Annotated in this window: 19 protein-coding genes and 1 tRNA gene; 9 read left to right on the top strand and 11 right to left on the bottom strand. The window is 64.2% G+C overall.

Annotation, left to right across the window (positions count from 1 at the left end; translation table 11 throughout):
- Window positions 1-7 precede the first annotated feature (7 nt).
- Window positions 8-991 carry an alpha/beta fold hydrolase gene (locus ACSQ3S_RS30470; RefSeq protein WP_436144714.1) on the bottom strand — a complete coding sequence of 328 codons (984 nt, stop codon included), beginning with the start codon at window positions 989-991 and terminating at the stop codon, window positions 8-10.
- 185 nt (window positions 992-1,176) lie between these two features.
- Between ACSQ3S_RS30470 and ACSQ3S_RS30465 the strand changes: the two genes are divergently transcribed.
- From ACSQ3S_RS30465 to ACSQ3S_RS30455, 3 genes are read left to right on the top strand one after another with little or no spacing between them, the layout of a single operon-like run.
- Window positions 1,177-2,442, top strand: a complete 1,266-nt coding sequence (locus tag ACSQ3S_RS30465) for an efflux RND transporter periplasmic adaptor subunit (RefSeq protein ID WP_436144713.1) — start codon at window positions 1,177-1,179, stop codon at window positions 2,440-2,442.
- Between the two features lie 11 nt (window positions 2,443-2,453).
- Complete coding sequence (locus ACSQ3S_RS30460; RefSeq protein WP_436144712.1) at window positions 2,454-3,194, top strand: ABC transporter ATP-binding protein; 741 nt, start codon at window positions 2,454-2,456, stop codon at window positions 3,192-3,194.
- 44 nt (window positions 3,195-3,238) lie between these two features.
- Window positions 3,239-4,423: an ABC transporter permease gene (locus ACSQ3S_RS30455; RefSeq protein ID WP_176652336.1), complete on the top strand. Its 1,185-nt coding sequence runs from the start codon at window positions 3,239-3,241 to the stop codon at window positions 4,421-4,423.
- 1 nt (window position 4,424) lies between these two features.
- Here ACSQ3S_RS30455 and ACSQ3S_RS30450 read toward each other — a convergent pair whose 3' ends face one another.
- From ACSQ3S_RS30450 to ACSQ3S_RS30440, 3 genes are all read right to left on the bottom strand, one after another.
- Window positions 4,425-4,865 (bottom strand): hypothetical protein, encoded by a 441-nt coding sequence (locus ACSQ3S_RS30450; RefSeq protein WP_176652849.1) that lies wholly within the window; start codon window positions 4,863-4,865, stop codon window positions 4,425-4,427.
- Window positions 4,866-4,976: 111 nt separating this feature from the next.
- Window positions 4,977-5,456, bottom strand: a complete 480-nt coding sequence (locus ACSQ3S_RS30445) for a glycine zipper 2TM domain-containing protein (protein WP_353401143.1) — start codon at window positions 5,454-5,456, stop codon at window positions 4,977-4,979.
- A gap of 99 nt (window positions 5,457-5,555) precedes the next feature.
- Window positions 5,556-5,873 carry a hypothetical protein gene (locus ACSQ3S_RS30440; RefSeq protein WP_436144711.1) on the bottom strand — a complete coding sequence of 106 codons (318 nt, stop codon included), beginning with the start codon at window positions 5,871-5,873 and terminating at the stop codon, window positions 5,556-5,558.
- Window positions 5,874-5,956: 83 nt separating this feature from the next.
- On the opposite strand from ACSQ3S_RS30440, the gene ACSQ3S_RS30435 reads away from it, so the two are divergent.
- The 3 genes from ACSQ3S_RS30435 to ACSQ3S_RS30425 all read left to right on the top strand — a co-directional run bounded on the left by ACSQ3S_RS30435 (window position 5,957) and on the right by ACSQ3S_RS30425 (window position 12,442).
- On the top strand, window positions 5,957-8,086 hold the full coding sequence (locus tag ACSQ3S_RS30435; protein ID WP_436144710.1) for a hypothetical protein: 2,130 nt from the start codon (window positions 5,957-5,959) through the stop codon (window positions 8,084-8,086).
- An 81-nt stretch (window positions 8,087-8,167) separates the two neighbouring features.
- A complete protein-coding gene (locus ACSQ3S_RS30430; protein ID WP_436144709.1) occupies window positions 8,168-11,116 on the top strand; it encodes a triple tyrosine motif-containing protein in 2,949 nt (982 codons plus the stop codon).
- Between the two features lie 69 nt (window positions 11,117-11,185).
- Entirely contained in the window at window positions 11,186-12,442 is a 1,257-nt protein-coding gene (locus ACSQ3S_RS30425; protein ID WP_436144708.1) for an SGNH/GDSL hydrolase family protein, read from the top strand.
- A gap of 33 nt (window positions 12,443-12,475) precedes the next feature.
- Here the strand turns inward: ACSQ3S_RS30425 and ACSQ3S_RS30420 are convergent, their stop codons facing one another.
- Together ACSQ3S_RS30420 and ACSQ3S_RS30415 are read right to left on the bottom strand one after the other, a co-directional pair.
- Window positions 12,476-14,266, bottom strand: a complete 1,791-nt coding sequence (locus ACSQ3S_RS30420; RefSeq protein WP_436144707.1) for a hypothetical protein — start codon at window positions 14,264-14,266, stop codon at window positions 12,476-12,478.
- 490 nt (window positions 14,267-14,756) lie between these two features.
- Window positions 14,757-14,841 (bottom strand) — tRNA-Leu (locus ACSQ3S_RS30415).
- Window positions 14,842-14,989: 148 nt separating this feature from the next.
- On the opposite strand from ACSQ3S_RS30415, the gene ACSQ3S_RS30410 reads away from it, so the two are divergent.
- Window positions 14,990-16,951 carry an amino acid permease gene (locus tag ACSQ3S_RS30410; protein ID WP_436144706.1) on the top strand — a complete coding sequence of 654 codons (1,962 nt, stop codon included), beginning with the start codon at window positions 14,990-14,992 and terminating at the stop codon, window positions 16,949-16,951.
- A gap of 298 nt (window positions 16,952-17,249) precedes the next feature.
- On the opposite strand, the gene ACSQ3S_RS30405 is transcribed toward ACSQ3S_RS30410, so the two are convergent.
- Window positions 17,250-19,151 carry an AAA family ATPase gene (locus tag ACSQ3S_RS30405; RefSeq protein WP_436144705.1) on the bottom strand — a complete coding sequence of 634 codons (1,902 nt, stop codon included), beginning with the start codon at window positions 19,149-19,151 and terminating at the stop codon, window positions 17,250-17,252.
- A gap of 423 nt (window positions 19,152-19,574) precedes the next feature.
- On the opposite strand from ACSQ3S_RS30405, the gene ACSQ3S_RS30400 reads away from it, so the two are divergent.
- Window positions 19,575-19,961 carry a gel scht gene (locus ACSQ3S_RS30400; RefSeq protein WP_436144704.1) on the top strand — a complete coding sequence of 129 codons (387 nt, stop codon included), beginning with the start codon at window positions 19,575-19,577 and terminating at the stop codon, window positions 19,959-19,961.
- 182 nt (window positions 19,962-20,143) lie between these two features.
- Window positions 20,144-20,551 carry a gel scht gene (locus ACSQ3S_RS30395; protein ID WP_176652344.1) on the top strand — a complete coding sequence of 136 codons (408 nt, stop codon included), beginning with the start codon at window positions 20,144-20,146 and terminating at the stop codon, window positions 20,549-20,551.
- Between the two features lie 7 nt (window positions 20,552-20,558).
- Here ACSQ3S_RS30395 and ACSQ3S_RS30390 read toward each other — a convergent pair whose 3' ends face one another.
- The 4 genes from ACSQ3S_RS30390 to rho all read right to left on the bottom strand — a co-directional run bounded on the left by ACSQ3S_RS30390 (window position 20,559) and on the right by rho (window position 25,002).
- A complete protein-coding gene (locus tag ACSQ3S_RS30390) occupies window positions 20,559-21,308 on the bottom strand; it encodes a substrate-binding periplasmic protein (protein WP_436144703.1) in 750 nt (249 codons plus the stop codon).
- A gap of 82 nt (window positions 21,309-21,390) precedes the next feature.
- On the bottom strand, window positions 21,391-23,115 hold the full coding sequence (locus ACSQ3S_RS30385; protein WP_436144702.1) for an ArnT family glycosyltransferase: 1,725 nt from the start codon (window positions 23,113-23,115) through the stop codon (window positions 21,391-21,393).
- 102 nt (window positions 23,116-23,217) lie between these two features.
- Window positions 23,218-23,487, bottom strand: a complete 270-nt coding sequence (locus tag ACSQ3S_RS30380) for a type B 50S ribosomal protein L31 (RefSeq protein ID WP_176652347.1) — start codon at window positions 23,485-23,487, stop codon at window positions 23,218-23,220.
- 252 nt (window positions 23,488-23,739) lie between these two features.
- Window positions 23,740-25,002 carry a transcription termination factor Rho gene (gene rho / locus ACSQ3S_RS30375; RefSeq protein ID WP_116991848.1) on the bottom strand — a complete coding sequence of 421 codons (1,263 nt, stop codon included), beginning with the start codon at window positions 25,000-25,002 and terminating at the stop codon, window positions 23,740-23,742.
- Window positions 25,003-25,073 lie beyond the last annotated feature (71 nt).

The following is a 25,073-nucleotide window of genomic DNA, read 5'->3' as shown; positions in this document are numbered from 1 at the left end:
CGCCAAATCAGGACTTGGCGAAGGCCAGGAAGTCGGCGTTGAACTTGTCCTTGTAGGTGTCGGTCAGGCCGTGCGGCGCGCCCGGGTAGGTGATCAACTTGGCATGCTTGACGATGGCGGCCGAGGCGCGGCCTGCGGCGTCGATCGGCACGATCTGGTCGTCCTCGCCGTGGATGATCAGCGTCGGCTTGTCGAATTTTTTCAGGTCGTCGCGGAAGTCGGTTTCCGAGAACGCCTTGATCGAGTCGTAGGTGTTCTTGTGGCCGGCCTGCATGCCCTGTGCGTACCACGCCTGGATGATGCCCTGCGACGGCTTGGCGCCCGGGCGGTTGTAGTTGTAGAACGGGCCGGACGCCAGGTCCAGGTACAGCTGCCCGCGGTTGGCGACCGAGGCGGCGCGGATGCCGTCGAACACTTCGATCGGCAGGCCGCCCGGATTGGTCGCGGTCTTGAGCATCAGCGGCGGCACGGCCGAGATCAGGCCCAGTTTGGCGATGCGTTTGGTGCCATGGCGGCCCACGTAGCGCGCCACCTCGCCGCCGCCGGTCGAGAAGCCGGCCAGGATGATGTTCTTCAGGTCCAGCGCCTCGATCAGCTGCGCCAGGTCGTCGGCGTAGTGGTCCATGTCGTTGCCGTCCCAGGGCTGGCTGGAGCGGCCATGGCCGCGGCGGTCATGGGTGACGACGCGGAAGCCGTTGTTGGCCAGATGGAAGGCCGCCGATTCCCAGCTGTCGGCGTTCAGCGGCCAGCCGTGGCTCAGCACCACCGGCTGGCCGGTCTTCGGACCCCAGTCCTTGTAGTAGATCTCGACGCCGTCGCGGGTGGTGATGGTGCTGGCGGTCTTGGCCACTTTGCCGGTGGCGGCCTGGCTGTCGGTGCTGACAGCCGCCAGCGGCAGCGCGGTGGCGACTGCGGCGGCGGCGGCAACCGCGCTGCCGACCATGGCGGAGCGGCGCGATGGATTGACCTGCTCTTTATCGTTATTGTTCATGATGTCCTGCCTTTTGAAGTGGAAGAGGTGAACCATCGTAGGATCGAATCGCGGCCGCGGGTACGCCCATTGGTAGTGGTTGTCTCTCCCCTGAGGGAGGGATGGCCTTGCGCCGGCCTGATTGCATATTTTGCAAAACTCAATAATACTTGCCGTGCTGATCCGCATATCGCCGGATTTCACCTATGGGACTTACAGAAACGATGGCTTTCCTGACCAAGAAGAAAATCGTGCTGGCCGTCGGCCTGCTCATCATCTGCGGCGCCAGCGCCGCCTGGTATTCCAAAAGCAAGACTCCGGTAGTCGAGCCGCCGCGCTTCCGCGTCGCCGCCGCCGATACCGGCAACATCACGCAGACGGTGACGGCCACCGGCACCATCAACCCGGTCGCGCTGATCAACATCGGCTCGCAGGTGTCGGGCACGGTGAGCGAATTGAAGGCGGATTTCAACGATCACGTGAAAAAGGGCCAGGTGCTGCTCAAGCTCGACCCGACCATCTTCAACGCGCAGATCCGCCAGGGCGAGGCGCAACTGGCGTCGGCGCGGGCCAACCTGCGGCTGGCGCAGGCCACGCACCAGCGCAACCAGACACTGGTGACGCAGAGCTTCATCTCGCCGCTGGCGCTGGACCAGTCCAAGCGCGAAGTCGACGTGGCGCAGGCCAACATCCAGCTGGCGCAGGCGCAGCTGGCGCGCGCACAGGCGGACCTCGACAACAGCGTGATCCGCTCGCCGATCGACGGCGTCATCATCAAGCGCACGGTGGATTTGGGGCAGACGGTGGCGGCCTCGTTCACCACGCCGACCCTGTTCCAGATCGCGCGCGACCTGACCAAGATGCAGATCGATACCAGCGTGTCGGAGGCGGACGTGGGGGCGCTGAAGGAGGGACAGGAGGCGCGCTTTGTCGTCGACGCCTATCCTGACAAGGAATTTTCCGCGCGCATGCGCCAGTTCCGCCTGGCCGCCAACGTGGTGCAGAACGTCGTCACCTACAACGTCGTGCTGGACGTGGACAACAAGGAAGAGCTGCTCAAGCCGGGCATGACGGCGCAGGTGCGGCTGCTGGTCGGCAATCGCCAGCAGGTGCTGCGCATACCGACGGCCGCGCTGCGCTTCCGCCTCAGCGACGAGGAGGTGGAGAAGCAGGCCAAGCTGGCCAAGGCCGCCGCGGCATCCGCAGGAGGATCGGCTTCGGCCAGCGCCTCCGCATCGGCCGCCGCCGTCGCCGAAGCGCAGCAGCCGGAGGATGACGCCGCCTTCCGCAGCAAGAGCGAGCTGGCGCGCTCGTTCAAGATCTACACGCTGGACGCGAAGAACCAGCCGGTGTCCCGGGACATCCGGATCGGCCTGTCGAACTTCCGCTACACCGAAGTGCTGGGCGGCGAATTGAAAAAGGGCGACAAGGTCATCACCCGCGCGATCAACGACAAGCAGGGTGACATGTGACGGCGCCGGAAATGCTGATCGATATCCGCAAGGTCACCAAGAGCTACTTCTCCGGCAACGTGGAAACGCAGGTGCTGTTCGGCATCGACCTGGCCGTGCCGCGCGGCGACTTCCTCGCCGTGATGGGGCAGTCCGGCTCGGGCAAGTCGACGCTGATGAACATCTTCGGCTGCCTGGACCAGGCTACCGGCGGCAGCTACCATCTGAACGGTATCGACACGCTGACCCTCTCGCGCGCCGAACTGGCCACCATCCGCAACCGCACCATCGGCTTCGTGTTCCAGAGCTTTAACCTGATCAAGCGCATGAGCGTGGCGGAGAACGTGGCGCTGCCGCTGATCTATGCCGGCGTGTCGCGCTCGAAGGCGCACGCCAAGGCGCTGGTGGAGCTGGAGCGCGTGGGCCTGAAGGAGTATGCGAAGCGCACGCCGAACCAGCTGTCCGGCGGCCAGCAGCAGCGCGTGGCGATCGCCCGCGCGCTGGTCGGCGATCCGCCGCTGATCCTGGCCGACGAACCGACCGGCAACCTCGATACGCAGACCAGCGAGGAGATCATGCGCTCGTTCCAGCAGTTGAACGAGGAACGCGGCATCACCATCCTGCTGGTGACGCACGAACCGGACATCGCGGCCTACGCCAAGCGGCTGATGCGGCTCAAGGACGGCCATGTGCTGTACGACGGTCCCGCCGCCGAGGGCTTGAAACTGCTGGGGGCGGAGTCGGTGACCCGCCACGAACCGATAACTATATAAATCATATGAATCCTTTACAGATAGTGGTGGAGGCGTTTCGCTCGATGATGGCGAACCGCCTGCGTACGCTGCTGACCATGCTGGGCATCATCATCGGCATCACGTCGGTGGTGCTGCTGCTGGCGGTGGGCGACAGCATGAAGCGTTTCATCGCCAAGGAGCTGGAGCAGCTGGGCACCAACATGCTGTTCGTCTCGCCGGGCGGCGACCGCGCGCAGCAGCAGCGCATGCGCAGCGGCGCGGCGCCGGCGTTGACGATGGCCGATGCGGCGGCGTTGAACGCGCTGCCGTCGCTGGCCGGCGCGGCGCCGGTGCTGCAGGGCGGCTTCAACCTCGCGGTGGGCAACGAGAACGCGTCGAAGACGGTGCATGGCGTGACGCCGGCCATGTTCAAGATACGCGGCTGGAAGGTCGACAAGGGCAGCGCCTTCAGCGAGGCCGATGTGCGCGCGGCCTCGCGCATGGTGGTCATCGGTAAAAAGATCGCCGACCAGTTCTTCTACAAGGTCGACCCGCTGGGCAAGTACATCCGCATCGAGAACGTGTCGTTCCAGGTGGTGGGCGTGTTGTACGGCGAGGGCAAGCAGGTGGACGGCGGCGACCTGTCCGACTACGTGCTGGTGCCGATCACGGCGTCGGCGGCCAACCTGGTGCGGCTGCCGTTCCCCGGCAACGTGCACTACGTGGTCGCGCAGGGCAAGTCCGGCGGCAATCTGCAGGATGCGATCCAGGACATCAACGAAACGCTGCGCGATCGCCACCACATCAAGTACGAGCAGCCGGACGACTTCCGCATCGACAACCTGGCCTCGTTCGCCGAGACGGCGCAGAAGATCAGCGCCGGCCTGGCGGCCCTGCTGGGATTGATTGGCGCGATCTCGCTGATCGTCGGCGGCATCGGCATCATGAACATCATGCTGGTGTCGGTGACGGAGCGCACGCGCGAGATCGGCATCCGCATGGCGATCGGCGCCAAGCCGCGCGACGTGCTGCTGCAGTTCCTGACGGAGGCGGTGGTGATCTGCCTGGTGGGCGGCATCTTCGGCATACTGCTGGCCACCGGCGCGGCGGCGGCGATCACGTCGACCGGCAAGTTCGACGTCTTCATCACGCTGCAGGCGGTGGTGGTGGCTTGCGGGTTTTCCAGCCTGGTGGGGGTGTTCTTCGGCTTCTATCCGGCGCGCCGGGCGTCGAAGCTGCTGCCGGTGGACTGCCTGCGCTACGAGTGAGTTAGTAGTCGAACTTGGTGCTGCGGGCGGAGCTCTTGAAGAAGGAAGGGGAGGTTTCCCTTTCCTTCAGTTCCTGTTCGCGGCGTTCTTTCGCTTCCAGCTTCTTTTGCGCGATGCGCTCGTTCTGTTCGTCGATGCGCTGCTGCATGGCGCGGCCCTGCTTGCTGTTCTGCAGCAGGCTCATCTTTTGCAGCATGGCCGCCGCCCAGATCAGGAAGATCACCAGCAGGGCCAGCAGGTAGCCGCCCTGCCAGATGCCGTAGTTCTGGCTGATGAAGGGGAAGATCGGACTGGCGTCTTCCAGCCAGCCCTGGCCCAGCACGCCGAGGACGGCCGCCAGCGCGCCCAGCATGGACGTCTTCATGATCAGCCAGCGGCTGGCCTTGACGCGCTGCTCCCAAAATTGCCGGGGGTCTTCGTGTTGTTCGATGGGCGTGGTCATGACGACAATATTGTCCGGTGGATGATGCGGCGTACATTATGTCATATTTTCCACCTGGAAATAAATTCCGGCCTTGAACCTGGTCAAGGCCGGAGCGGATCCGCCGGACTGTTACGGGTTTTTCTTGGCGATTTCGTTGCCGACGTAGGCGCCGCCAACTGCACCGGCGATGGTCGCCACGGTGCGGCCCTTGCCGCCGCCGACCTGGTTGCCGATCAAGCCGCCGACCACCGCGCCGAGACCCATGCCGAGCGGGCTGTTCTGGGCGGCCGGCGCCGGAGCCGGTGCCGGAGCCGGAGCTGGCGACGATTGGGCATAGCCGTCGTTCTGGCTGACAGGCTTGGGGGCGTAGGTGTGATGCACCACGGTGCGATGCTGCACCACCGCCGGAGCTGCTGGAGCCGCAGGCTGGGCGGCCAGTTGCTGCGTGGCTGGCGGCATGGTGGTCGCGGCCGTCGGGGCGGTGTCGACCGATGCATGCGAATTCGGCAGCAGGCCGGCGATCGAAGCGGCGCCGACCAGGCTGACCAGGGTCAGCGATACGGCGGCAACAGCCATCATTGGGTGGATGCGGGTGGTGGTGGTGGTCATGTTGTTCTCTCCAGTAATACGCCTCGGTGGCGCTTGCTCCTATAACGAGCCGGGGAGAACCGGCGGTGACGCAGAAAGTGTTTCCAGAGTAAGCAGATGTTACGGCGCGGCCCTGGCCGCATCGCGCCGCTCCAGCCATTCGCGGCCGCCGCTGTCGAGCGCCTTGGCGATCACCGCCGGCGGCAGGCTGTAGACGGTGGCCCAGGTGGCGCGCCCGTCGCCGCTGTTGGAAGGAAAGCTGCTGATCTCGATCGGCCAGTTGTATTTGCGTTTCAAGGTCTTGACGATGGCGGCCAGCGACGTGCGACCCTGCAGCGGCGTCGCGCCGGTCTGGTCTTTATCGGAAATCAGCACGGCCAGGACGGCGCCGCGTGCGGTCAGCGGACCGGGGAATTTGGGAAGTTTGGCTGGAGGCATCGCGTTATTCTAGCCGAGCACGCGTCCGCCGGGTTTTGATAGTACTATTAGATAATATTAATTTATATGTAACGGAGGATGGCATGTCATACCAATCATTGTCGGCGCTGGTGTTGCTGGCAGCACTGTCGGCCTGCGGCGGCGGTTCGGGCAATGGTAGCCCCCCTCCTGTAACGCCGGTACCTCCCGTGGTATCCGGCATGACACTCTTAGCCGGCAATGTCGGCGGCCGCGCCGTGGGGACTCCGAGCCTCAACGACGGCCCAGGCGCCAATGCCCGCTTCCTGGGCCCGGCATGGCTTGCGATCGATGCCGCAGGAAAGTTGTACGTAGGCGATTTCAACGGCACTGAAATCGTGCGGACGATCACGCCGGACGGCACCGTCGCCACGGCCGCCGCGCTGCAACCCGGCTCTGGAAGCTTCACACCGATCGCCGTCGATGGCGGCGGCAATTTCTACTACTTCCTCAACTTCCGGCTCCACAAAAAAGCGGTTGACGGCAGCGATGTCGTTGTCGCGGGTTCCGGCAGTGTCGACGGCAACGACGGCAGCGCTCAGGACGCTTCGTTCGCCTCTGTCATGGACATGACGGTGGATGGCAACGGCAATATTTACCTGGCAGACGCGACGATCGTGGACCCCAGCAGCGCATCGCAACGCCGCGTGCGCAAGGTGACGCCGGCCGGCGCGGTCAGCACCTTGTTCGCCTCGGACCAGGCCGCAGCGGTCAGCGCCGGGGAGCCGGTAGGGCCGGGCGGGGCGGTGGCAGTCGATGGCGGCGGCAATGTTTACACGCTCGATAACGACGTGGTGGTAAAAATCACACCCGACGGCAAGGTTGTCGTGCTTGCCGGCAACCGCAGCGGCGCCGGTAGTATCGATGGCGTCGGGACTGCGGCCGGCTTCAGCCGTCCTCACCGGCTGGCGGCCGACCGCGACGGTACGGTCTATGTCACCGACGGCAACAGCACCATCCGCAAGATCACCCCGGCCGGCGTGGTGACGACGCTGGCAGGCAAGCCGAACACCGCGGCGCAGCCATTTGGCACGCCGGTCGAGCTGGGCAGTGCGGACGGACCGGCCGCAACGGCGCGCTTCAACGTGCCGCTGGCGATTCGGGTGGGAGTCGATGGCGCCGTGTATGTGACCGACAGCGCCAACGGCAATATCCGCAAGATCAGCGGCGGGCAGGTCAGCACCTTTGCCGGGCCGTCCGGCGTCGCCAATGTGGTGACCGGCGTCCCCGGTATCGACAGCTGGGTGGGCAGCGCCGATGGCGTCGGCGATGCCGCCTCCTTCAACCAGCCCAGCGGTATCGCGGTCGACGCCACCGGCCGTATTGTCTACGTGGTGGATATGCTCAACGGCAACATCCGCACGGTCGACCCGACCGGCGCCGTGTCGACGCTGACCCGCGCATTTACCCCGAATAACCTCCTCTCCAAGGCCGATGTGTCGCTCGACGGCGCCGGCAACCTCTATGTGCCGGACATCAGCAACCAGGTTATTCGTAAAATCACGCCGGCCGGTGTCAACACCATACTGGCCGGGCAGCCGGGCGTATCCGGCGGCGATGACGGACCGGCGGCGGCGGCCACCTTCAGATACCCTGCGACACTGACGGCCGATCGCGAGGGGAATGTGTATGTATTCGATCAGCTTAGCTATGTGCTGCGCAAGATCAGTGCCGCGGGCGTCGTCAGCACGCTGGCGGGCACGCCGGGCGAGTACGGACACGCGGACGGCACCGGCGCGACGGCGAAATTCAGTTTCCCCTCGCGTGTGGGACTCACGACCGACCAGGCGGGGAATATCTACATGACCGATGGCGTCTACATCCGCAAGATCACCCCGCAAGGCGCGGTGACCACGCTTGCCGGTGGCGGTGGCCAAGTGCTATCTGGAGACAGCCATGGTCCGTTTTACGTGACCACGCACGTCGATGGCAAAGGCGCCAACGCCGGCCTGCCGAATCCGACCGCGCTGACGATAGACGACGATGGCAATCTGTATTTTGCCGATGGTGCGACGGTCAGGAAGTGCACGCCCGACGGCGTGGTCACCACGGTGCTTGGCGCGCCTGGACAGTTCTATTTTGCGCCTGGCGCGCTGCCGGGCAAGATCATGACGCCACGAGGCCTGGCGATCAGGGGCCGTACCCTGTACATGACGATGTATAACGGAGTGGTCAAGGTGCAGGGCTTGCCGTAGCACGGCCGGCGGCGTCCGAGCCCGCCGCCGGGGAGCCCGGAGCTCCCCCGAAGACAGGGACTAAGCGGATAGAATGGCGTCATGAAACTTAGCACCTGGATTGACCGCGCGGCCTGCGCGCTGCTGCTGGCCTGCTGCACGACCGCCGCCGCATCGCCGCTCCCCATCGATGCCCACCACACCAGCTGGACCGCCAAGGACGGCGCGCCGCCCTATATCATCGCGATGACGCAGACGCCGGACGGCTGGCTGTGGCTGGCCGCGTCGAGCGGCCTGTACCGTTTTGACGGCGTGACCTTCGAGCGCTTCGAAGGCAAGGGCGAGCGCTTCCGTTCCAACAATTTATGGGGCATGCGTCTGCTCGAATCCGGCGCGCTGTGGATAGGCTACCGGCACGGCGGCGCCAGCGTCTGGCAGAACGGCAAGGTCCGCAACTACGGCCAGGAAGACGGTTTGCCGCCCAGCAGCTCGGTGGATTTCGAGGAGGATGCCGCCGGCCGCGTGTGGCTGGCCACGGCGCGCGGCTTGTGGCTGTTCGATGGTAAGCGCTGGGCAAAGGCCGGGCCGCAGTTCAAGGCGCCGGAAACCATGTGCACCCTGTTGCGCGACCGCCAGCGCAACCTGTGGGCGCAGTGCGAGAGCGGCGCCTACGAGCTGGCGGCGGGGACATCCGAGTTCGCCAAGTTCGCCGGTCCTGCCGGCATAGGCCGGCTGACGCAGGGGCCGGACGGCACCGTGTGGAGCGTGGGCGGACCGAAGGCCGACGTCACGGCGCTGGCCGGGCCCGGCGTGGGTCGGCCGCCGCCCGGCTGGCCGGCGCCGCGCTACGCCGGCGGCACCATGTTGTTCGAGCGCGATGGCCGGCATCTGTGGGTGGTCGGCGATACCGGCGTGGTGCGGGTCGGCCCGGAAGGCGCCAGCGCAAACTTCGGCATGGCGCAGGGCCTGAGCGGGGCGGTGCCCAACTTCATCCTGCAGGACCGCGAGGGCAATGTCTGGATCGGCACCGAGAACGGACTGGACCGCTTCCGGCCGCAGCTGTTGTCCGGCGTGGCGCTGCCGCAGGTGCATGGCGACAGCGCCACCATCGCCTCGGCCCCGGACGGCGGACTGTGGGTTGGCAAGACGCTGCTGGCCGCGCCGCAGCGCGCCGCTTTCGCCACGCTGCCGCCGGAAAGCGAATCCGACCTGGACGAGGTGACCGTGCTGTGGCGCGAAACGCCGGACAGCCTGTGGACCGCGACGCGCAGCGGCCTGTGGCATGAACAGGGCGGCAAGCGCGAGCGCCTGCCCTTGCCGGACAATCTGCCGCCGCGACTGAATATCTACAGCATCGCGCGCGACCGCGCCGGCGATGTGTGGGTCGCAGTGCGCAGCCGCGGCGTCTACCAGTTGCACGACGGCGCGTGGCTGCGGCCCGCCGGCGTGCCCGAGCCGACTCTCGCCAACCTGCTGTACCGCGACAATGAGGGACGCATGTGGCTGGGCCTGGGCACAAAGGGCGTTGCGGTGCTGGACCAGGGCAGGCTGCGCGTGTTCGGCGAGGCCGACGGCCTGCAGGTTGGCGTCGCGCTGCAGATGCTGCAGGTCGGCAAGGACATGCTGGTCAGCGGCGAGAACGGCTTGTTCCGCTTCGACGGCGCGAAGTTCCATCGCGTGACCGGCGTGGGCGGGGATGGCTTGTACGGCGTCTCCGGCATGTTCCATGCGCGGGGCACGCTGTGGATGAACGGCATCGCCGGCATCACCGCCATCGACGACGCGGAGCTGGAGCGTGCGGCGCGCGATCCCGGCTATCGCGTGCGCTTCCAGCGCCTCGATCACAAGGACGGCCTGCGCGGCGTGGCCACGCAAAGCGCGCCGCTGCCGTCCGCCGTGGCCGGCAGCGACGCCAGGCTGTGGTTCACCACCACCGCCGGCGTGTTCTGGCTGGATCCGGCCCGGGCGCACAAGAACACCTTGCCGCCACCGGTGCTCATACGCCGCATCACGTCGGGCGGCGTGGTCTACCCGCTGGACGATGGCGCGGTCGCCAGGCTGCCGCCCCATCCGTCCCGCGTGCAGATCGACTACACCGCGCTGAGCCTGACGATGCCGGAGCGGATGCGGTTCCGCTATCGGCTCGACGGCGTCGACGGCGACTGGCAGGAGGCCGGCACCAGCCGCAGCACCACCTACACCGACCTGCCGCCGGGCGAGTACCGCTTCAAGGTGCGGGCGGCCAATAACGACGGCGTGTGGAGCAGCGGCGAGACGACCGCGCAATTCGTCGTCGAGCCGGCGCCGTACCAGACCGAATGGTTCCGCGCGCTGTGCGTCACGCTGTTCGGCATGGCGCTGTGGGGACTGTACAAACTGCGGCTGGCGCAGGTGGACCGGCAGATCCGCGCACGCTTCGAGGAGCGGCTCGACGAACGCGAACGCATCTCACGCGAGCTGCACGACACCTTCCTGCAAACGGTGCACGGCTTGATCCTGAAAATCCACATGGCGTTCCAGCGCCTGCCCGCCGACGAGCCGGCCAAGGAGGAGATGGAGCGCTCCCTGCAACTGGCGGAACAGGCGCTGGCCGAGGGACGCGACCGCGTGCAGGGACTACGCCTGAGCACGCTGCGCCAGCCCGAGCTGGTGGCGGCGGTGAGCGTGGCCGTGCGCGGCGAGTACGGCGAAGGCACGATGCTGGTGACGCAATGCGGCGGCAAGGCGCTGCGCTTCCATCCGGTGGTGTTTGAAGAGCTGTTCGCGATCGCGCGCGAAGCCCTGCTGAACGCGGCGCGCCATGCCGGCGCGACGGAAGTCACGTTCGGCGTCACTTATGGCAAGGATGAATTCACGATGACGATCTGCGACAACGGCCATGGCATCGCCGCGGAAGTGCAGCAAGCTGGCCACCTGAGCGGCCACTTCGGCATGATAGGCATGCGCGAACGCGCGGTTCGGATTGGCGCCGCGCTGACCTTGACCAGCGGCGCCGGCGGCACCCAATGGCATCTGGTGCTGCCGTCCACGCTGGCTTACGCGGCAGATTAAAGGTACACGGTTTTGGAATGGTTTTTATATTATTATAATATTTCTTCCATTTAATTTAATAAGGTTCCAATGAAGCGACGACCTTCTGTCACCAGTGCCTTTATTCCCCTGATGCCTGCCTGGAATGACCTCCAAACTGTGACGCAACGCCTGCTTGTCGCCGCACCCGGGCATTTTGATGCGGTAGCGATGTTTGCTATCAATATCGCTACCGTGGAGGCGGTGGTCGATGGCGCCGCGCTGGCCGTCACAGAGCGATCCGATACCGATCGCAGCAAGACCATACCCTCCGTCGGAGGGCAGGAGTACAACGCTTTGGCGGCTGTCGGAACACAAAAAGGTTGGTTGCCGGTGACCTGGAACGGGCAGGGCTCCGTCACGCTGCCTGCGGGCAGCCTGATGCGGCCAGCCGTCGCCTTGTCCGACTTCATCGCGCTGTCCAGCATTGACCGCCTGGACAAGCCGGGAGGATTTCCGCTGGTGATGGCCAGTGCTTATTTTAATAATCGAAGCACCAGCATGTTCACCTTCAGCTCAATCGACGAGAGTCATAAATTCAGCACATTGCTGTCGCCGTACGAGTGGTATCAAACGGCGCAATGGGGCGTGGATGGCGTGAGCCAGCCGGCCCAGATGACGGCCACCTGGAGCGCTGCGGGAGGCTCCAAAGACGTCAGGATTTTCGGACTGGCTTTTCGTACCCGGGGCAGCGCAGACCTGATTCTGTTCACCGGCGATTCCATCATCAAGGGCTTGGGCGCGGGGGGCGACACCACGACCAACAACGCCATGAATTCGGCGGGCGCCTGGGTCACGCGTTCAGCGTTGGGGCTCGCCAACGTCAACCGGCCGGTGGGATTTGTCAACGCGGGCATCGGATCGCAGCCATCGGCGACTTATCTGCAGCGCGCCAAGGATCTGATGGCGCTGCTGCACCCGACGATTTCGGTGTATCCCGTTTATACGCCCAACGACAGCCCTGTCAGCGACGCTGTCAACTCAGCTGAATTTGCCCGCGCCCTGGACTTCGCCGATACCTGCTATAACGGCAGTACGGTCCCGGTGCTGGTCGCCCCGGTGCCTTACAGCGGCGCCGGAACAGAAGGCCGACGCCAGGGGGTCGTGAACAAGGTGCGAGCGCTGCGCGGCATTGCCAGCATTGATCCGAACGTCGCGGGCGTCTTTGATCCGACAAATGCCGCCGGCAGCTACTGGGCGCCGGGGGCAACGGTGGATGGAACCCATCCCGCGGATCAGGCTTACGCCGCCATTGCCAATCTGGCGGCGTTGCCGGTGCTCTCAAGCTTGCTTGGGTCGCGAGATTAGATGGACGGTGGTATGGATTGATTGTGGAGTCTGCTATCTCCTGTTCGGAGTAATAAGCTGACTTTTCTCCGATATCGGGCTGGACATGCGCAGCGCGTCGAGATATTTGCGGCTGTCTTCAATCCCCGCGTTGTATTCCACAATCCGCATCAGGTCTTCGCTGGCGACGGTCCATTCCTTGAACGGGCCGGAGGTTTCGTTGCGCATTTCCGCCACCAGATCGGCGCGGGCGACGCGGGTGGACAGCCTGGCTTGCCAGGTTTTCGCCCAACCGGCCATGTCGGGATCGCGCGCATTATGCGCCAGCAGCGTCAAGGCGTTGTCCGCTTCCGGACCACGTCCAAGATAGGCCAGCGCCAGCGCAGCCGAGCGCGCGTACTGGTTGACCTCGTGCGCGTTGTGCCAGGCGGAGATCGCCGCGTCCAATGCCTGCTGGCTCGGTTGAGCGTCCGCGCGCATCTGCACCTGGTAAAACGCGAACGCCGCCTCGGCCGATTTTGGGGCCAGGCTGCGCGCGCGCGACAGATGCGCGCCCGCGGCCTGTAAATATGCGGCGCGCTCCGCATCCTTGTGCTGCTCGGCCAGTCGCAGATTCGCCAGGCCGAGCAGCGTGAGCGCCTCGACATTGCCGCCGTCCTTGCGCGTGGCTTCGGTCAGATAGGGCAGCGCGTCCCCGGCATTGCCCCAGTTGATCTGCGCCCGGCTCACGGTAAGCCTGGCCGCGTCGTTATTCGGTATGCCGCCCGGATGCTGGGTCACTGTCCGCAGCAAGGCCAGGCCGGCTTTTTTATCCGGGCACGACGCCAGGGCGGCCTCGGCCAGCACGAAGTCGGTGACCGCTTCAGGCAGGCTTGTGAACTCGATCGAGGCGACCGGAAGTTCGGGTATCTCCACCTGGTTCACCTCCACCCCCTTGAGCCGGTAACGCCACATCGCGGTGTCAAGGTCGGTCACCTTCACGCCGAAGGCCTCCTCGAAGGCTTTGCCGGCGGGGACGTCCTGGTGCACGAGGTTGAGGTACTTGTTCCGCTTCGACTGGTTGTCGATGGACGACATCATGTAATGGGTCAGCACCCAGGACTTGGCCAGGAATTCGAGACGCTCGGCCGGCAGCGGATCCTTGGTCTCGGCCTGGTCGAGGATGTCCTGGTATTTCAGGCGGTAGCTGTGGCCGCTGTCGATGAAATAGATATAGCGCGACACGCCGCGCGGCACCCGGCCGAGTGACATTTGATTGTCGGTGAAGCGCAGCGCCGAAAAGTATTGGGCAAAGCCATCGATGTAAGAGGACGGCGAGCGGATATCGGTATAGCGATAAAGGAAGTGGCGCGCATACGCCTCGAAAGCGTAGGACAGGGTGTTGTTGAGCGCATGCTTCGCCAGTTGCGGATTGCTCAAACTCGCCACGCGCTCCAGCTGGACGCCGTAGCCCTGTACGCCCCCGCCGCAGCTGTTGTAGAGGCCGACGGCCTCTTCCGGCTCGTCCCGGACGGCCGCGTTGAAGCCCACCATGCCGTCGTGGTAATACAGCGTCATTTTTTGCCGCGAAGGGCTGGCGCTGATGAAGTCGTGGGTATAAATCCGCAGCACGTAGTCCAGCTTTTCCATATTGTCCAGCAGCTGCCGGACGTCGTCGTTGCTGGTGTTGGAGAAAACAATGAAGTGCTGGCTGACGGCCTTGAACCAGCCGGATGCGTTTTTCTGGCCGGTGACGACCACGCGCTGTGCTGTCTCCGGTGCCGTGGTTTGCTGAGCGTGGGCGCTGAGGGTGGAATAGAACAAAGCCGCCGCAAGCAGCGTCTTCTTTTGGAAGCTGTTTCTCATTGCCGTCTCTTAAATTATGATCGCCAGGGCGATGCTCTAAATAAGTAGACTATTTTGCATCTTTATTCGTGTCAAGCTTCCCGGGGAGTTTGCGCATTATTCTGATGGGTTTGTTAAAAAACATAAGATCCACCCGGATCTCGCGGTAACGGCGACATGTTTGTCTGGCCACAAAAACTTCAGCGAGCAGGCAGAGCCATAATTCACCGTCATTCCACGCATGGAGGAGAATATGCCGTCGCCGTCGGAATATTTGTGGCGGGCTGCCTTGACCGGTCTGACCGTTTTCACGAATGTGTCTGTCAAAGCCATCGCTGCCTCGCTCTGTGACGGTATACGGATTTAGCCTAGCAAACCTACCGTAAGAAATACCGTCAAAAATCAAAGTTTGTGGGATTCAGGGAGAGACGGGCTTAGCCAATAAAAAACCCGCCGTCATAGGAGAGGGGCGGGTTCTTGACTGATACTGGGTTACATGGATTGTAACGATTGGTGCCTCGGGCCGGAATCGAACCGGCACGCCTTGCGGCGGCGGATTTTGAGTCCGCTGCGTCTACCAGTTCCACCACCGAGGCAACGCGACCCGCATTATCCCCGATTTGCCCCCCCGCCGCAACCCATGCTACGAAATTTTTATATTTCGATAAGTATTTCTGCCGCCGCGAAGCGAGTATCATCTCGGCTACCACCAGCTTCCGCCGGTTCCGCGCCGGCAGCAGATGCATGAAAAACAATAAGATACGCGAGATTATCCTGGGGAAACCGCTCGATCCGATGAAGAGCGAAACCCGTCACTCGATGGCGCTGGTGGCCTTCCTGGCCTGGGTCGGACTGGGCGCCGACGGCCTGTCTTCCTCCGCCTACGGCCCCGAGGAAACCTTCCGCGCGCTGGGCACGCACACCCATCTCGGCCTCTACATGGCCATCGCCACCGCCGTGACGGTGTTCATCATCGCACTGGCCTACAACCAGGTGATCGAACTGTTTCCCACCGGCGGTGGCGGCTACCGCGTCGCCACCAAGCTGGTCGGCCCCTACCTGGGCCTGATCTCCGGCTGCGCGCTGATACTCGATTATGTGCTGACCATCGCCATCTCGATCGCCTCCGGCGTCGACGCGCTGGCGTCGTTCCTGCCGCTGGGATTCCAGCCCTACAAGCTGTGGGCCGAGGTGTTCTTCATCGGCCTGCTGATCGTGATGAACCTGCGTGGCCTGAAGGAGGCGATCCAGATCCTGCTGCCGATCTTCCTCGGCTTCGTCGCCACCCATCTGGTGTTAATCGTTTATGGCATTTTCGCCCATGCCTCCCATCTGCCGGCGCTGATACCGAACACCATGGCCGACACCGGCAAGCTGGCCGGCGAGATCGGCTGGATCGGCGTGGCCGGCATGTTGCTGCTGGCGTACTCGCAGGGCGGCGGCACCTACACCGGCCTGGAGGCGGTGTCGAACAACGTCAACCTGCTGGCCGAGCCGCGCGTGCGCACCGGCAAGATGACGATGCTGTACATGGCGCTGTCGCTGGCGTTCACGGCCGGCGGCATCATCCTGCTGTACCTGCTGTGGGATGCCCATCCGATGCCCGGCGAGACGCTCAACGCGTCCACCTTCAAGACCATCATCGCCAGCATGGGACTGGGCGGCGAGGTGGTCAACCAGATGCTGCTGGTGATCGTGCTGGCGTTCGAGGCCGGCTTGCTGTTCGTGGCGGCCAATACCGGCTTCCTCGGCGGGCCGTCGGTGCTGTCGAACATGGCGGCCGATTCGTGGGTGCCGCACAAGTTTCGCTACCTGTCGACGCGGCTGGTGACGCAGAACGGCATCCTGGTGATGGGCATCGCGGCACTGGCCGTGCTGTGGGGCACCGGCGGCAGCGTGACACTGCTGGTGGTGCTGTATTCGATTTCCGTGTTCCTGACCTTCGCCATTTCGCTGTTCGGCCTGGTGCTGTACTGGTCGCGCAACCGCAGCAAGGGCACGCAGTGGAAGCGCCGGCTGCTGCTGTCGGCCATCGGCTTCGTCATTTGCGCCGGCATCCTGGCGATCCTGCTGGTCAAGCGCTTTACCGAGGGCGGCTGGGCGACCGCGCTGATCATCGGCGCCATCGCCGGCCTGTGCGTGCTGATCCGCAAGCATTACCGCGCCACCAAGCAGGCGATCCACTCGGTCGACGAGGTGTTCGCCAGCCAGCCGTTCGGTCCCAACACGGAAGAGATCGAACCGGATCCGGAGGCGCAGACCGCCGTGTTCATCGTCGGCACCTCGCGCGGCGGCGGCCTGCACGCGCTGCTGTGGGTGCAGCGCATGTTCCCCAATCACTTCAAGAATTTTTTGTTCGTCAATGCGCGCACCGTCGATTCGCATGCCTACGGCGGCGAGGGCGCGCTGGAGCAGATGCGCGAGGAGGCGGCCGAGACGCTGGAGTTCTTCGTCGACTTCTGCCACAGCCACGGTATGGCGGCCTCGTCCTATCTGGGCTTCGGCACCGACGCGGTCGACGAGGTGACCCGCATGTGCGAGGAAATCAGCCGCGAGTTCCCGCATGCGATCTTCTTTACCAGCAAGCTGATCTTCTCGTCCGACAACTGGTTCACGCGGCTGCTGCACAACCAGGCGGCGCTGGCGGCCCAGCGCCGGCTACACCTGGAAGGTTTGCAGATGGTGATCCTGCCGATGAAGGTCTAGGTTTTTGAGCGCACCTGGATGCAGATCAATCGGCGCCTGCCTGCCGCGGACAGATAATTGCTTCCTGATGGTCGGGGAGGCGGCATGGAAATGCGCATCGAACTGGTTGGCTGTGCTGCACGTCTCGACGTTGTTGAGCGTCAGCTCTGCGCCTTGGAGCAACGGCTCGACGCCGTGCCGCAGCGGCTGGACGCGCTGGAACTGCGGCTAGCTACCTTGAAGCAGCAGCTGCAATCGCGCCGGCGTATCCGCCGGCGCGTTCGCCGGCATTGCGCTTGCACGCAGGCTGCCCCGGCCTCTAGGCTGGGTGTGCGAGGTCCAGGTTCTGCCTTTCCAGCAGCGCGAAGATGGCGTCTTTCGATAGAACGTACTGCTCCATCAGCACCTCCTTCAGCTCGCCGATCTGCACGCGGTAGTCGGCGATAGCCTGCAGCGTGTAGGTGTACAGCTCATCGGCCTTGGCCTGCACCTGGTCGAGATCGCGCTCCTGGTTCTTGAACTGGCGGTAATCCAGTTTCGAACGCGAATACATCGACAGCTGGTTGACCATCATGTCCAGCATCGAGGTGGCCTTCTGGATATCGTTCTGGCTGCCGACCGAGATGCCGCGCGCGCCGTAGAACAATTCCTCCGCCGCCACGCCGCCATACAGCTGGATGACGTCGCGCTCCAGCTCCTCCAGCGTGCGCAGCGCGACGTCGTCCGACGCCGACAGCACGTAGCCCAGCGCGCCCAGCTTGGACACCGACTCGGTGCTGATCTTCAGCAGCGGCGAGCGTTCCTTGACCTGCGCCAGCGGCATGCCCTGGCGCAGCCACGGGTCGATCTGCATGAAGAAGTGGCCCAGCTCGTGCAGGGCCACGCGCTCGCGCTGGCGGGTCTTCTCGGCGGTGGTGGCGCGGTCGGTCAGGCCGATGGTGGCGCGCTCGAAGGCGCGGAACATCAGGTCGGTGTCGATGACCGTGTGCTCCTGGATCGCGATCATGCTGGCGCGCTCGACCACCGTCCGCAGCACCGCCGGGCTGAGGTTGGCGGTGATCTCGGCCACGTGGTCGAGGTTGAGCCGGTCCCAGGCCACGCAGCCGTCGGCCTTGCGCGACAGGAAGCTGCGCAGCAGCTCGCGCCGCTCGCTCTTGTTCGGCAGGCGGAAATTGATCTTGACCGAGAAACGGCGCAGCATCGCCTCGTCCATCTGCGACGAGGCGTCGTCGAAGTTGGAGGCGACTATCCAGATGACGCCGGCGCCCTTGTCGCTGCGCACGCCGTCGAGCAGGCCCAGCAGCGTGTTGGCGGTGTCGTCCTCCCATTTCTTTTCGCCGCGGCCGCGCGGCGCGAACAGCGTCTGCGCCTCGTCGAGGAAGATGATGCAGCTGCCGCGCGCGCAAGCCTTGCGGTGCAGCGCGTGCAGCGCCTTGGAGCCGCCGCCGATATAGCCCGACTCCAGCGCCGAGGCCGAGGCCTGGATCAGCGGCACGTTCAGGCGCTTGGCCAGGTAGCCGGCCAGCTTGGTCTTGCCGGTGCCGGCCGGGCCGGTCAGCATGACGTTGAACGGCTTGTCGATATCGTGTTCGCGGTACACCGCGCGGTTGCGGATCATGTCTTCCAGGTGCAGCACTTCCTGCTTGATGTCTTCCATGCCGATCAGGTCGTCCATGCTGCCGGCCAGCTGCTGGGGGTTGAGCACGGTGGCCGACACGCCCATGCCGGGCAAGCCGTGGCGCACCACGAACAGCGCCAGGCCGACCAGCAGGATGTCGACCGCGTGGCGGCGCAGGAACACGCCCACGCGCGACAGCGTGCTGTCGTCCTCGTCCTGCAGCACCGCCTTGTGCGACGCCAGGTAGTCGTCGCGCGCGATGGCGTAGGGGATGTTGTTGCGCAGCAGGACTTCGCGTTCCAGGCTCTGGTGCGTATTGGCCGGCACCTTGACCACGTACAGCAGCGGATCGTCGCGCAGCTTGAACACGTAGCGCGGCGCTTCCGACAGCGGCGCCGCGATCATCAGGTATTCCAGGCGCTCGCGCTCGGCCGGCAGCGCGGTGATCTGCGAGATGTCCTGCGAGCGCAGCATCGGGCTGGCGTCCTGCGGCACCTCGATGCGCCAGCTGAGCAGCACGGCGATCGCGACGGCCAGCACGGCCAGTCCGGCGCGCACGTAATTGTTACGCAACGCGGATTGAAGTTTGTGAAGAGTAAACATAGACGCTGTCCAACCTGAGGCTGTGCGGCTGATGTCGGGCTGAAGCGCGGGGATGGGGCGCAGCAGCCGAGGCCGCTATGGCCGGCGCGCGAGGTGGGGCGCTGCCGGGGTGTTGCAATCAATATTGCGAAACAAACATGCTGTAAGGCAACTCATATAGGGACTATAGCTGGCCCGCGGGAGTTTGTGACGGCCCTGCCGAAAAAAAACTTCGCGGCGCAACAGGGCCGGCTGTTTTCTGGTTGCCGCGCGCACCGCTTGTCGCGCTTTTTTGCCATTGGCGCACGCGGTTCGACCGCCCGTCGCATACGCCCGAGCCGGCGCGAGGGTGTTTGTTAATCTGCACCTGTCTACCGCTGATCCATGAATACAGCGGTGGCTCCCCGGCAGTATTTATCACTTCACAATCTTACGGAGCACACCATGAAAACCACCCTGTCCAGCATCGGCGCCGCCCTTGTCCTGAGCTCGATGTCGCTTGCCCACGCCGCCGATACCAGCGTCCACATCAAGGCCACGCCAGGCAGCTATCACATGATGCAGGAAGACTTCCATGACTACAAAAAATCGTATCAATTGACGAACGGACAGGTGGTCGAATTCAGCCAGCGCATGGCCCACTATTACACCCAGCTGAATCACGGCGACCGCGTCGAGATCTTCCCGGTGGCCAAGGGCGTATTCGTCACCGACGCCGGCACGCGCTTCGAATTCCGCGACGAGGCGGAGACCATCGGCATCTCGAATTTCGAGAAGCTGCCGCTGGCCGGCGACCTGCCTGCCAACACCATGATGCTGGCACGCCGCTGATCACTCAGCCGTATGCATTTCGTCGCGCTGTAACGCGATTTATTCCCGCGAAATGCCAGTTCGTCGCATTGCCCTGTAGTCGCCCGGAGCCGGTGCTATTCTGATCCTGCCCTACCGCTGAACCCCTTATGCAGCGGCGGCTCCTTTGAACTACGCAACTTAAAACTTATTGGAGCACCACCATGAAAACCACTCTGTTGAGTCTGGCTGTAGCCGCTGCTTTGTCCATCGCCTCCATCGCTTCCGCCGCACCGGCCTCGGCCGCCCAGGAAGCCGCCAGCGAGAGCGTGAAAATCAGCGCACCGCGTTACCACATCGAGCCGAGCGAGTTCAGCGAATACCTGTACGCATACAAGCTGAGCAATGGCGACATGCTGCGCTTCAGCAACCGCGTCGGCCACTACTACGCGCAGGTCAAGGGCCAGCCCAAAGTGGAGATCTTCGCCACCGGTCCCGCCGAGTTCGTGACCGACACCGGCGCCCGCATGAAGTTCACCGAAGCCGGCGACACGCTGACCATCAACAACTACGAGCGCCTGCCGATGGCCGCCCATCTGCCGGCCAACACCATGGTCATGGCCAAGCGTTGATGGCCGTTCATGGCTTGGACTGCTGGGGCCAGTGTTCGTATTTGTGTTCCAGGCGGGCGAAGGTGCCGTCGCGGCGCATGTCGGCCAGCGCCGCGTTGAGCCGGGCGACCAGTTCGTCCGGCACCGACTGGTTGCAGGCAAGGTAGACCTTGACGCGGTTGAACACCAGCAGCGGCGCCAGCTTGTCCGACCATAGGAACTGATTGCTTCCCACCACGCCGGTGCGCATGGCGACGGCCCACAGGTCGATGCGGTTGAGCAGCAGCTTTTCCGGATTGACCATATTGTTGCTGACCGGGTCGACGGTGTAACCCTGGTCGCGCAGATAGTCGCCCAGCGCGTCGCCGTTGTAGGTGCCGATGCGCAGCTTGCGCGCGTCTTCCATCGTCTTGAGCGGGAACTCGTGGTCGATGCGGCCCCAGAACTGCCATTCGGCCTCGTCGGTCGGACCCACCCATTTGAACAGGCGCTCGCGCTCCGGCGTGCGCGAGGTCGAGTACACGCACGTCTGCGGCTGGTTCAGCGCCATCACGTAGGCGCGCTTCCACGGCAGCAGGTCGATCTTGTAGTCGGTGCGGGTGCGCGCCATCATCTCGCGGATCTTGTCGGTCTCGCGGCCGGTCACGCCGTCCTGGCCCAGCATGCTGGCCGGCGGCGAGTGTTCAGTGGTGATGGTCAGCGGCGCGGCCTGCGCGGCGCCGAGGCCGGCAGCCGACTGGATGAAGGACAGGACAAATGACAGGGTGGTAACACGCATGGGCTGGCCGCTTTCTGAATAAAAGCATAGCAGCAATGCTAATTGAGCGGCAACACCGCCGCCCAGCCGTGCCTGCGGACGATTAATCAGCGCGGCGGTACAGGCGGAAGCGTTCCTCGCGGTCGGCCGGACGGCGGCCTTCCCACAACAGCACCCACTGCTTGCCGCGATGCTCGGGCAGGATCTCGCGGTCGTCGCGCAGCTTGATGCTGTCTTGTAGCAGCAACAGGTTGCAGCGGCCGCCTTCGACACCCTCGAACGGCAGGTGCGCGTAATAGGCAAACGAGGCGCGCTGGGCCGGGCCGACGTTGGTGGCGATGCAGCCGGCGTCCGGCGGCAGCTTCTCGGCGATCTGGCGCGCCACGCTGGCATAGCTCTTCGAATAGTTGACGTCCGGCAGGAACAAGGTCATCAGCAGGATCCAGATCAGGATCAGGCCGCCGGACGACAGCACCACGGCGCGCCACAGCACGGCCGGCTGGCGCGAGATGCGCCAGTGCACCAGCGCGAACCAGCCGGCGGTGGCCGCCAGCGCCACCAGCAGCGCGATCCAGCCCAGCTCCGGGTGGAAGCCCGGCACCAGCTTGAGCGCGTTCTTGGCGGCCTGCGCCGGCCAGCCGGTCAGCTTGGCGATCCAGAACACCCAGATCACGGCCGCGCACAAGGTCAGCGCCATCACCGAGAACCAGTCGATGGCGTTGATGGCGCCGCGCTTCATCGTCAGCAGGCCGAAGGCGGCCATGATCGCCAGCGGCGGCAGCAGCACCAGCAGCTGGCCCTGCTCGGGTGCGTCGTTGAACAAGGTCAGCAGCGCGCCCATGGTGACGAAGGCCAGCGGCACGACGATGTGCAGCGCCAGGCGCTGGCGGCGCCAGGCCCACACGGCCCAGCCGGCGAATGGCCAGGCCGGCCAGAAGAACCAGACGCCGACGCGGAAGAAGAATTTGAGCGACAGCCGGCTCGGCAGGCCGAACAGGTCCAGGTTCCAGGCCAGCCAGGCGTTCAGCGGCAGGTGGTGGTAGGGCTGCAGCAGCTGCGCCGGCAGCAGCCACAGCGCGGCCACGGCGCCGCCGACGGCGATGGTGGCGCCCAGGTCGCGCACGGCGCGGATGGCGGGCTGGTTGAGCAAACGGGTGCAGGCGAACAGGGACAGCATCAGCATCACCGGCGTGACCCAGCCGCGCGTCAAGGTCAGCAGGCCGACCGCCAGGCCGCTCAGCGCGGCGTTGCGCAGCGACGGGCCTTCGACGTAGCGCACGGTGCGGTACAGCAGCAGCGCCACCAGCGACACCTGTAGCGCCTCGGACGTGGTCTCGTGACTGTGCAGCAGCAGGCCCAGGCAGCCGAGGTAGATCAGTACGGCGGCGTCGGCCAGCGTGCGGCCGAAGTCGTCCGGCTCCGGTTGGCCGCCGAAGGCCAGGCGCAGCGGTTGCGCGTCCTGGCGCCGGCCCAGATTGAAGGTGGCGTACCACAGCGACAGCACGCCCAGCAGGAAGATGCCGACGGTGCCCACGCGCGCGGCCAGCACGTCGCCCAGCAGCCAGCCGAACAGCTTGATGCCGATGGCGCCCAGCCAGAACGCCAGCGGGCCTTCCTCCGGCCACGAATAGCCGGCGATGTTGGGCCACAGCCAGTCCTGCCAGGTGCCGTGGGCCATCGTCCACATGATGCCGAAGCTGGCGGCATCGTCGTTCTTCCACGGATCGCGGCCGAGCAGGCCAGGCAGGATGTACAGCAGGCCGAGGGCAAACAGGGCCCAGCGCGGCAATGCCAATGTAGCGGCGGCGGGAAGACGGACTGGCTTCATCGATCGGTGTGCAAGTGAGAGTAGAACGGGAGTATGAAGGAAAACGGGATAACAAACAAAAAAAGCAGCCAGAGGCTGCTTTTTTCATCGAAGCGGCTGAAATTAGCCGGCTGCGACGGCGGTTTTCGAACCGACGGTACCGAACTTCTGGCGGAATTTCTCAACGCGGCCAGCGGTGTCGACGATTTTGTGCTTACCGGTGTAGAACGGGTGCGATTCAGCCGACACCTCGATCTTGACCAACGGGTATTCTTTACCGTTGTGCTCGATTTTTTCGCGGGTCTGGATGGTCGAACGGGTGACGAATTTGAAGTCGCACGACAGGTCGTGGAACACCACTTCGCGGTAGTCTGGATGGATTTCTGGTTTCATTTGAAGCCTCGGTTAGTTTGGTAGCCAAACAGCACTTCGTCGGTCGATGTTGCTTCGTGACCCGATTGCCGCTCACTTGCCAGAGTTAAAGTTGATGCGATCGGCGATTATACAGCTGTAAACGGAAACAGGCAACCGAGGTTGCCTGTTCATCATGATTGCCGGAGTGTTAAAAACTGAGTGCAGCGGGACGCAGCGACGAAGACGTGCGAATAGCACGGCGAGGAGCTGCAACGAAGCTGCGGTCAGTTTTTAACCGCCGCGGCGCATCATGTCGAAGAACTCACCGTTATTCTTGGTGGCCTTCATCTTGTCGAGGATGAACTCCATCGCCTCGATCTCGTCCATCGAGTACAGCAGCTTGCGCAGGATCCAGATCTTCTGCAGCTGGTCCGGCTTGATCAGCAGTTCCTCGCGGCGGGTGCCCGATTTGTTCAGGTTGATCGCCGGGTAGACGCGCTTCTCGGCCAGGCGGCGCTCCAGGTGCACCTCCATGTTGCCGGTACCCTTGAATTCTTCGTAGATCACGTCGTCCATGCGCGAGCCGGTTTCGATCAGCGCGGTGGCGATGATGGTCAGCGAACCGCCTTCTTCGATGTTGCGGGCGGCGCCGAAGAAACGCTTCGGACGCTGCAGCGCGTTGGCGTCGACACCGCCGGTCAGCACCTTGCCGGAGGCAGGGATCACGGTGTTGTAGGCGCGCGCCAGGCGGGTGATCGAGTCCAGCAGGATGATCACGTCTTTCTTCATCTCGACCAGGCGCTTGGCTTTTTCCAGCACCATCTCGGCGACCTGCACGTGGCGGGTGGCCGGTTCGTCGAAGGTCGAGGCGACCACTTCGCCGCGCACCGAGCGTTGCATCTCGGTCACTTCCTCAGGACGTTCGTCGATCAGCAGCACGATCAGCGTGCAGTCGGGATGGTTGGCGGTGATCGCATGCGCGATGTGCTGCAGGATCACCGACTTGCCCGACTTGGGCGAGGCCACCAGCAGGCCGCGCTGGCCCTTGCCGATCGGCGCGATCAGGTCGATGATGCGGCCGGTGATGTTCTCGGTGCCGTTGATGTCACGTTCCAGGCGCAGCGGCTCGTTCGGGTGCAGCGGCGTCAGGTTCTCAAACAATATGCGGTGCTTCGAGGCTTCCGGCGATTCGCCGTTGACCTTGTCGACCTTGACCAGCGCGAAGTAGCGCTCGCCATCTTTGGGGGTGCGCACTTCGCCCTCGATCGAGTCGCCGGTGTGCAGGTTGAAGCGGCGGATCTGCGAAGGGGAAATGTAGATATCGTCGGTGGAGGCCATGTAGCTGGCGTCCGGCGAGCGCAGGAAGCCGAAGCCGTCCGGCAGCACTTCGAGGGCGCCGTCGCCGAAGATCTGCTCGCCCGATTTGGCGCGCTTTTTCAGGATCGCGAACATCAGTTCCTGCTTGCGCAGGCGGGCCGCGTTGTCGATATCAAGACCGATGGCCATCTCCAGCAATGCCGAGACGTGTAAGGCCTTTAATTCAGATAGATGCATATGTGTTGAGTGTCCCGTGACGGGAAAGTAAAGGTAGGGGAGGGAACTGCGTGGTGTTGTCTGTTTAATTA

Origin of the sequence: Duganella sp. LjRoot269 (assembly GCF_964254095.1) — a bacterium.
Lineage (GTDB): Bacteria > Pseudomonadota > Gammaproteobacteria > Burkholderiales > Burkholderiaceae_D > Rugamonas > Rugamonas hordei.
Note: the sequence above shows the minus strand (reverse complement) of the source record. Positions and strands in the feature narration are given on the sequence as shown.

What these genes read in the sequence shown, in the direction of transcription:
- ACSQ3S_RS30390 (WP_436144703.1), bottom strand. Translation starts at nt 21,308, where the DNA reads ATGCGTGTTACCACCCTGTCATTTGTCCTGTCCTTCATCCAGTCGGCT.
- ACSQ3S_RS30460 (WP_436144712.1), top strand. Translation starts at nt 2,454, where the DNA reads ATGCTGATCGATATCCGCAAGGTCACCAAGAGCTACTTCTCCGGCAAC.
- ACSQ3S_RS30430 (WP_436144709.1), top strand. Translation starts at nt 8,168, where the DNA reads ATGAAACTTAGCACCTGGATTGACCGCGCGGCCTGCGCGCTGCTGCTG.
- ACSQ3S_RS30380 (WP_176652347.1), bottom strand. Translation starts at nt 23,487, where the DNA reads ATGAAACCAGAAATCCATCCAGACTACCGCGAAGTGGTGTTCCACGAC.
- ACSQ3S_RS30465 (WP_436144713.1), top strand. Translation starts at nt 1,177, where the DNA reads ATGGGACTTACAGAAACGATGGCTTTCCTGACCAAGAAGAAAATCGTG.
- ACSQ3S_RS30470 (WP_436144714.1), bottom strand. Translation starts at nt 991, where the DNA reads ATGAACAATAACGATAAAGAGCAGGTCAATCCATCGCGCCGCTCCGCC.
- ACSQ3S_RS30435 (WP_436144710.1), top strand. Translation starts at nt 5,957, where the DNA reads ATGTCATACCAATCATTGTCGGCGCTGGTGTTGCTGGCAGCACTGTCG.
- ACSQ3S_RS30405 (WP_436144705.1), bottom strand. Translation starts at nt 19,151, where the DNA reads ATGTTTACTCTTCACAAACTTCAATCCGCGTTGCGTAACAATTACGTG.
- ACSQ3S_RS30450 (WP_176652849.1), bottom strand. Translation starts at nt 4,865, where the DNA reads ATGACCACGCCCATCGAACAACACGAAGACCCCCGGCAATTTTGGGAG.
- ACSQ3S_RS30385 (WP_436144702.1), bottom strand. Translation starts at nt 23,115, where the DNA reads ATGAAGCCAGTCCGTCTTCCCGCCGCCGCTACATTGGCATTGCCGCGC.
- ACSQ3S_RS30410 (WP_436144706.1), top strand. Translation starts at nt 14,990, where the DNA reads ATGAAAAACAATAAGATACGCGAGATTATCCTGGGGAAACCGCTCGAT.
- ACSQ3S_RS30420 (WP_436144707.1), bottom strand. Translation starts at nt 14,266, where the DNA reads ATGAGAAACAGCTTCCAAAAGAAGACGCTGCTTGCGGCGGCTTTGTTC.
- ACSQ3S_RS30445 (WP_353401143.1), bottom strand. Translation starts at nt 5,456, where the DNA reads ATGACCACCACCACCACCCGCATCCACCCAATGATGGCTGTTGCCGCC.
- ACSQ3S_RS30455 (WP_176652336.1), top strand. Translation starts at nt 3,239, where the DNA reads ATGATGGCGAACCGCCTGCGTACGCTGCTGACCATGCTGGGCATCATC.
- ACSQ3S_RS30400 (WP_436144704.1), top strand. Translation starts at nt 19,575, where the DNA reads ATGAAAACCACCCTGTCCAGCATCGGCGCCGCCCTTGTCCTGAGCTCG.
- ACSQ3S_RS30440 (WP_436144711.1), bottom strand. Translation starts at nt 5,873, where the DNA reads ATGCCTCCAGCCAAACTTCCCAAATTCCCCGGTCCGCTGACCGCACGC.
- rho (WP_116991848.1), bottom strand. Translation starts at nt 25,002, where the DNA reads ATGCATCTATCTGAATTAAAGGCCTTACACGTCTCGGCATTGCTGGAG.
- ACSQ3S_RS30425 (WP_436144708.1), top strand. Translation starts at nt 11,186, where the DNA reads ATGAAGCGACGACCTTCTGTCACCAGTGCCTTTATTCCCCTGATGCCT.
- ACSQ3S_RS30395 (WP_176652344.1), top strand. Translation starts at nt 20,144, where the DNA reads ATGAAAACCACTCTGTTGAGTCTGGCTGTAGCCGCTGCTTTGTCCATC.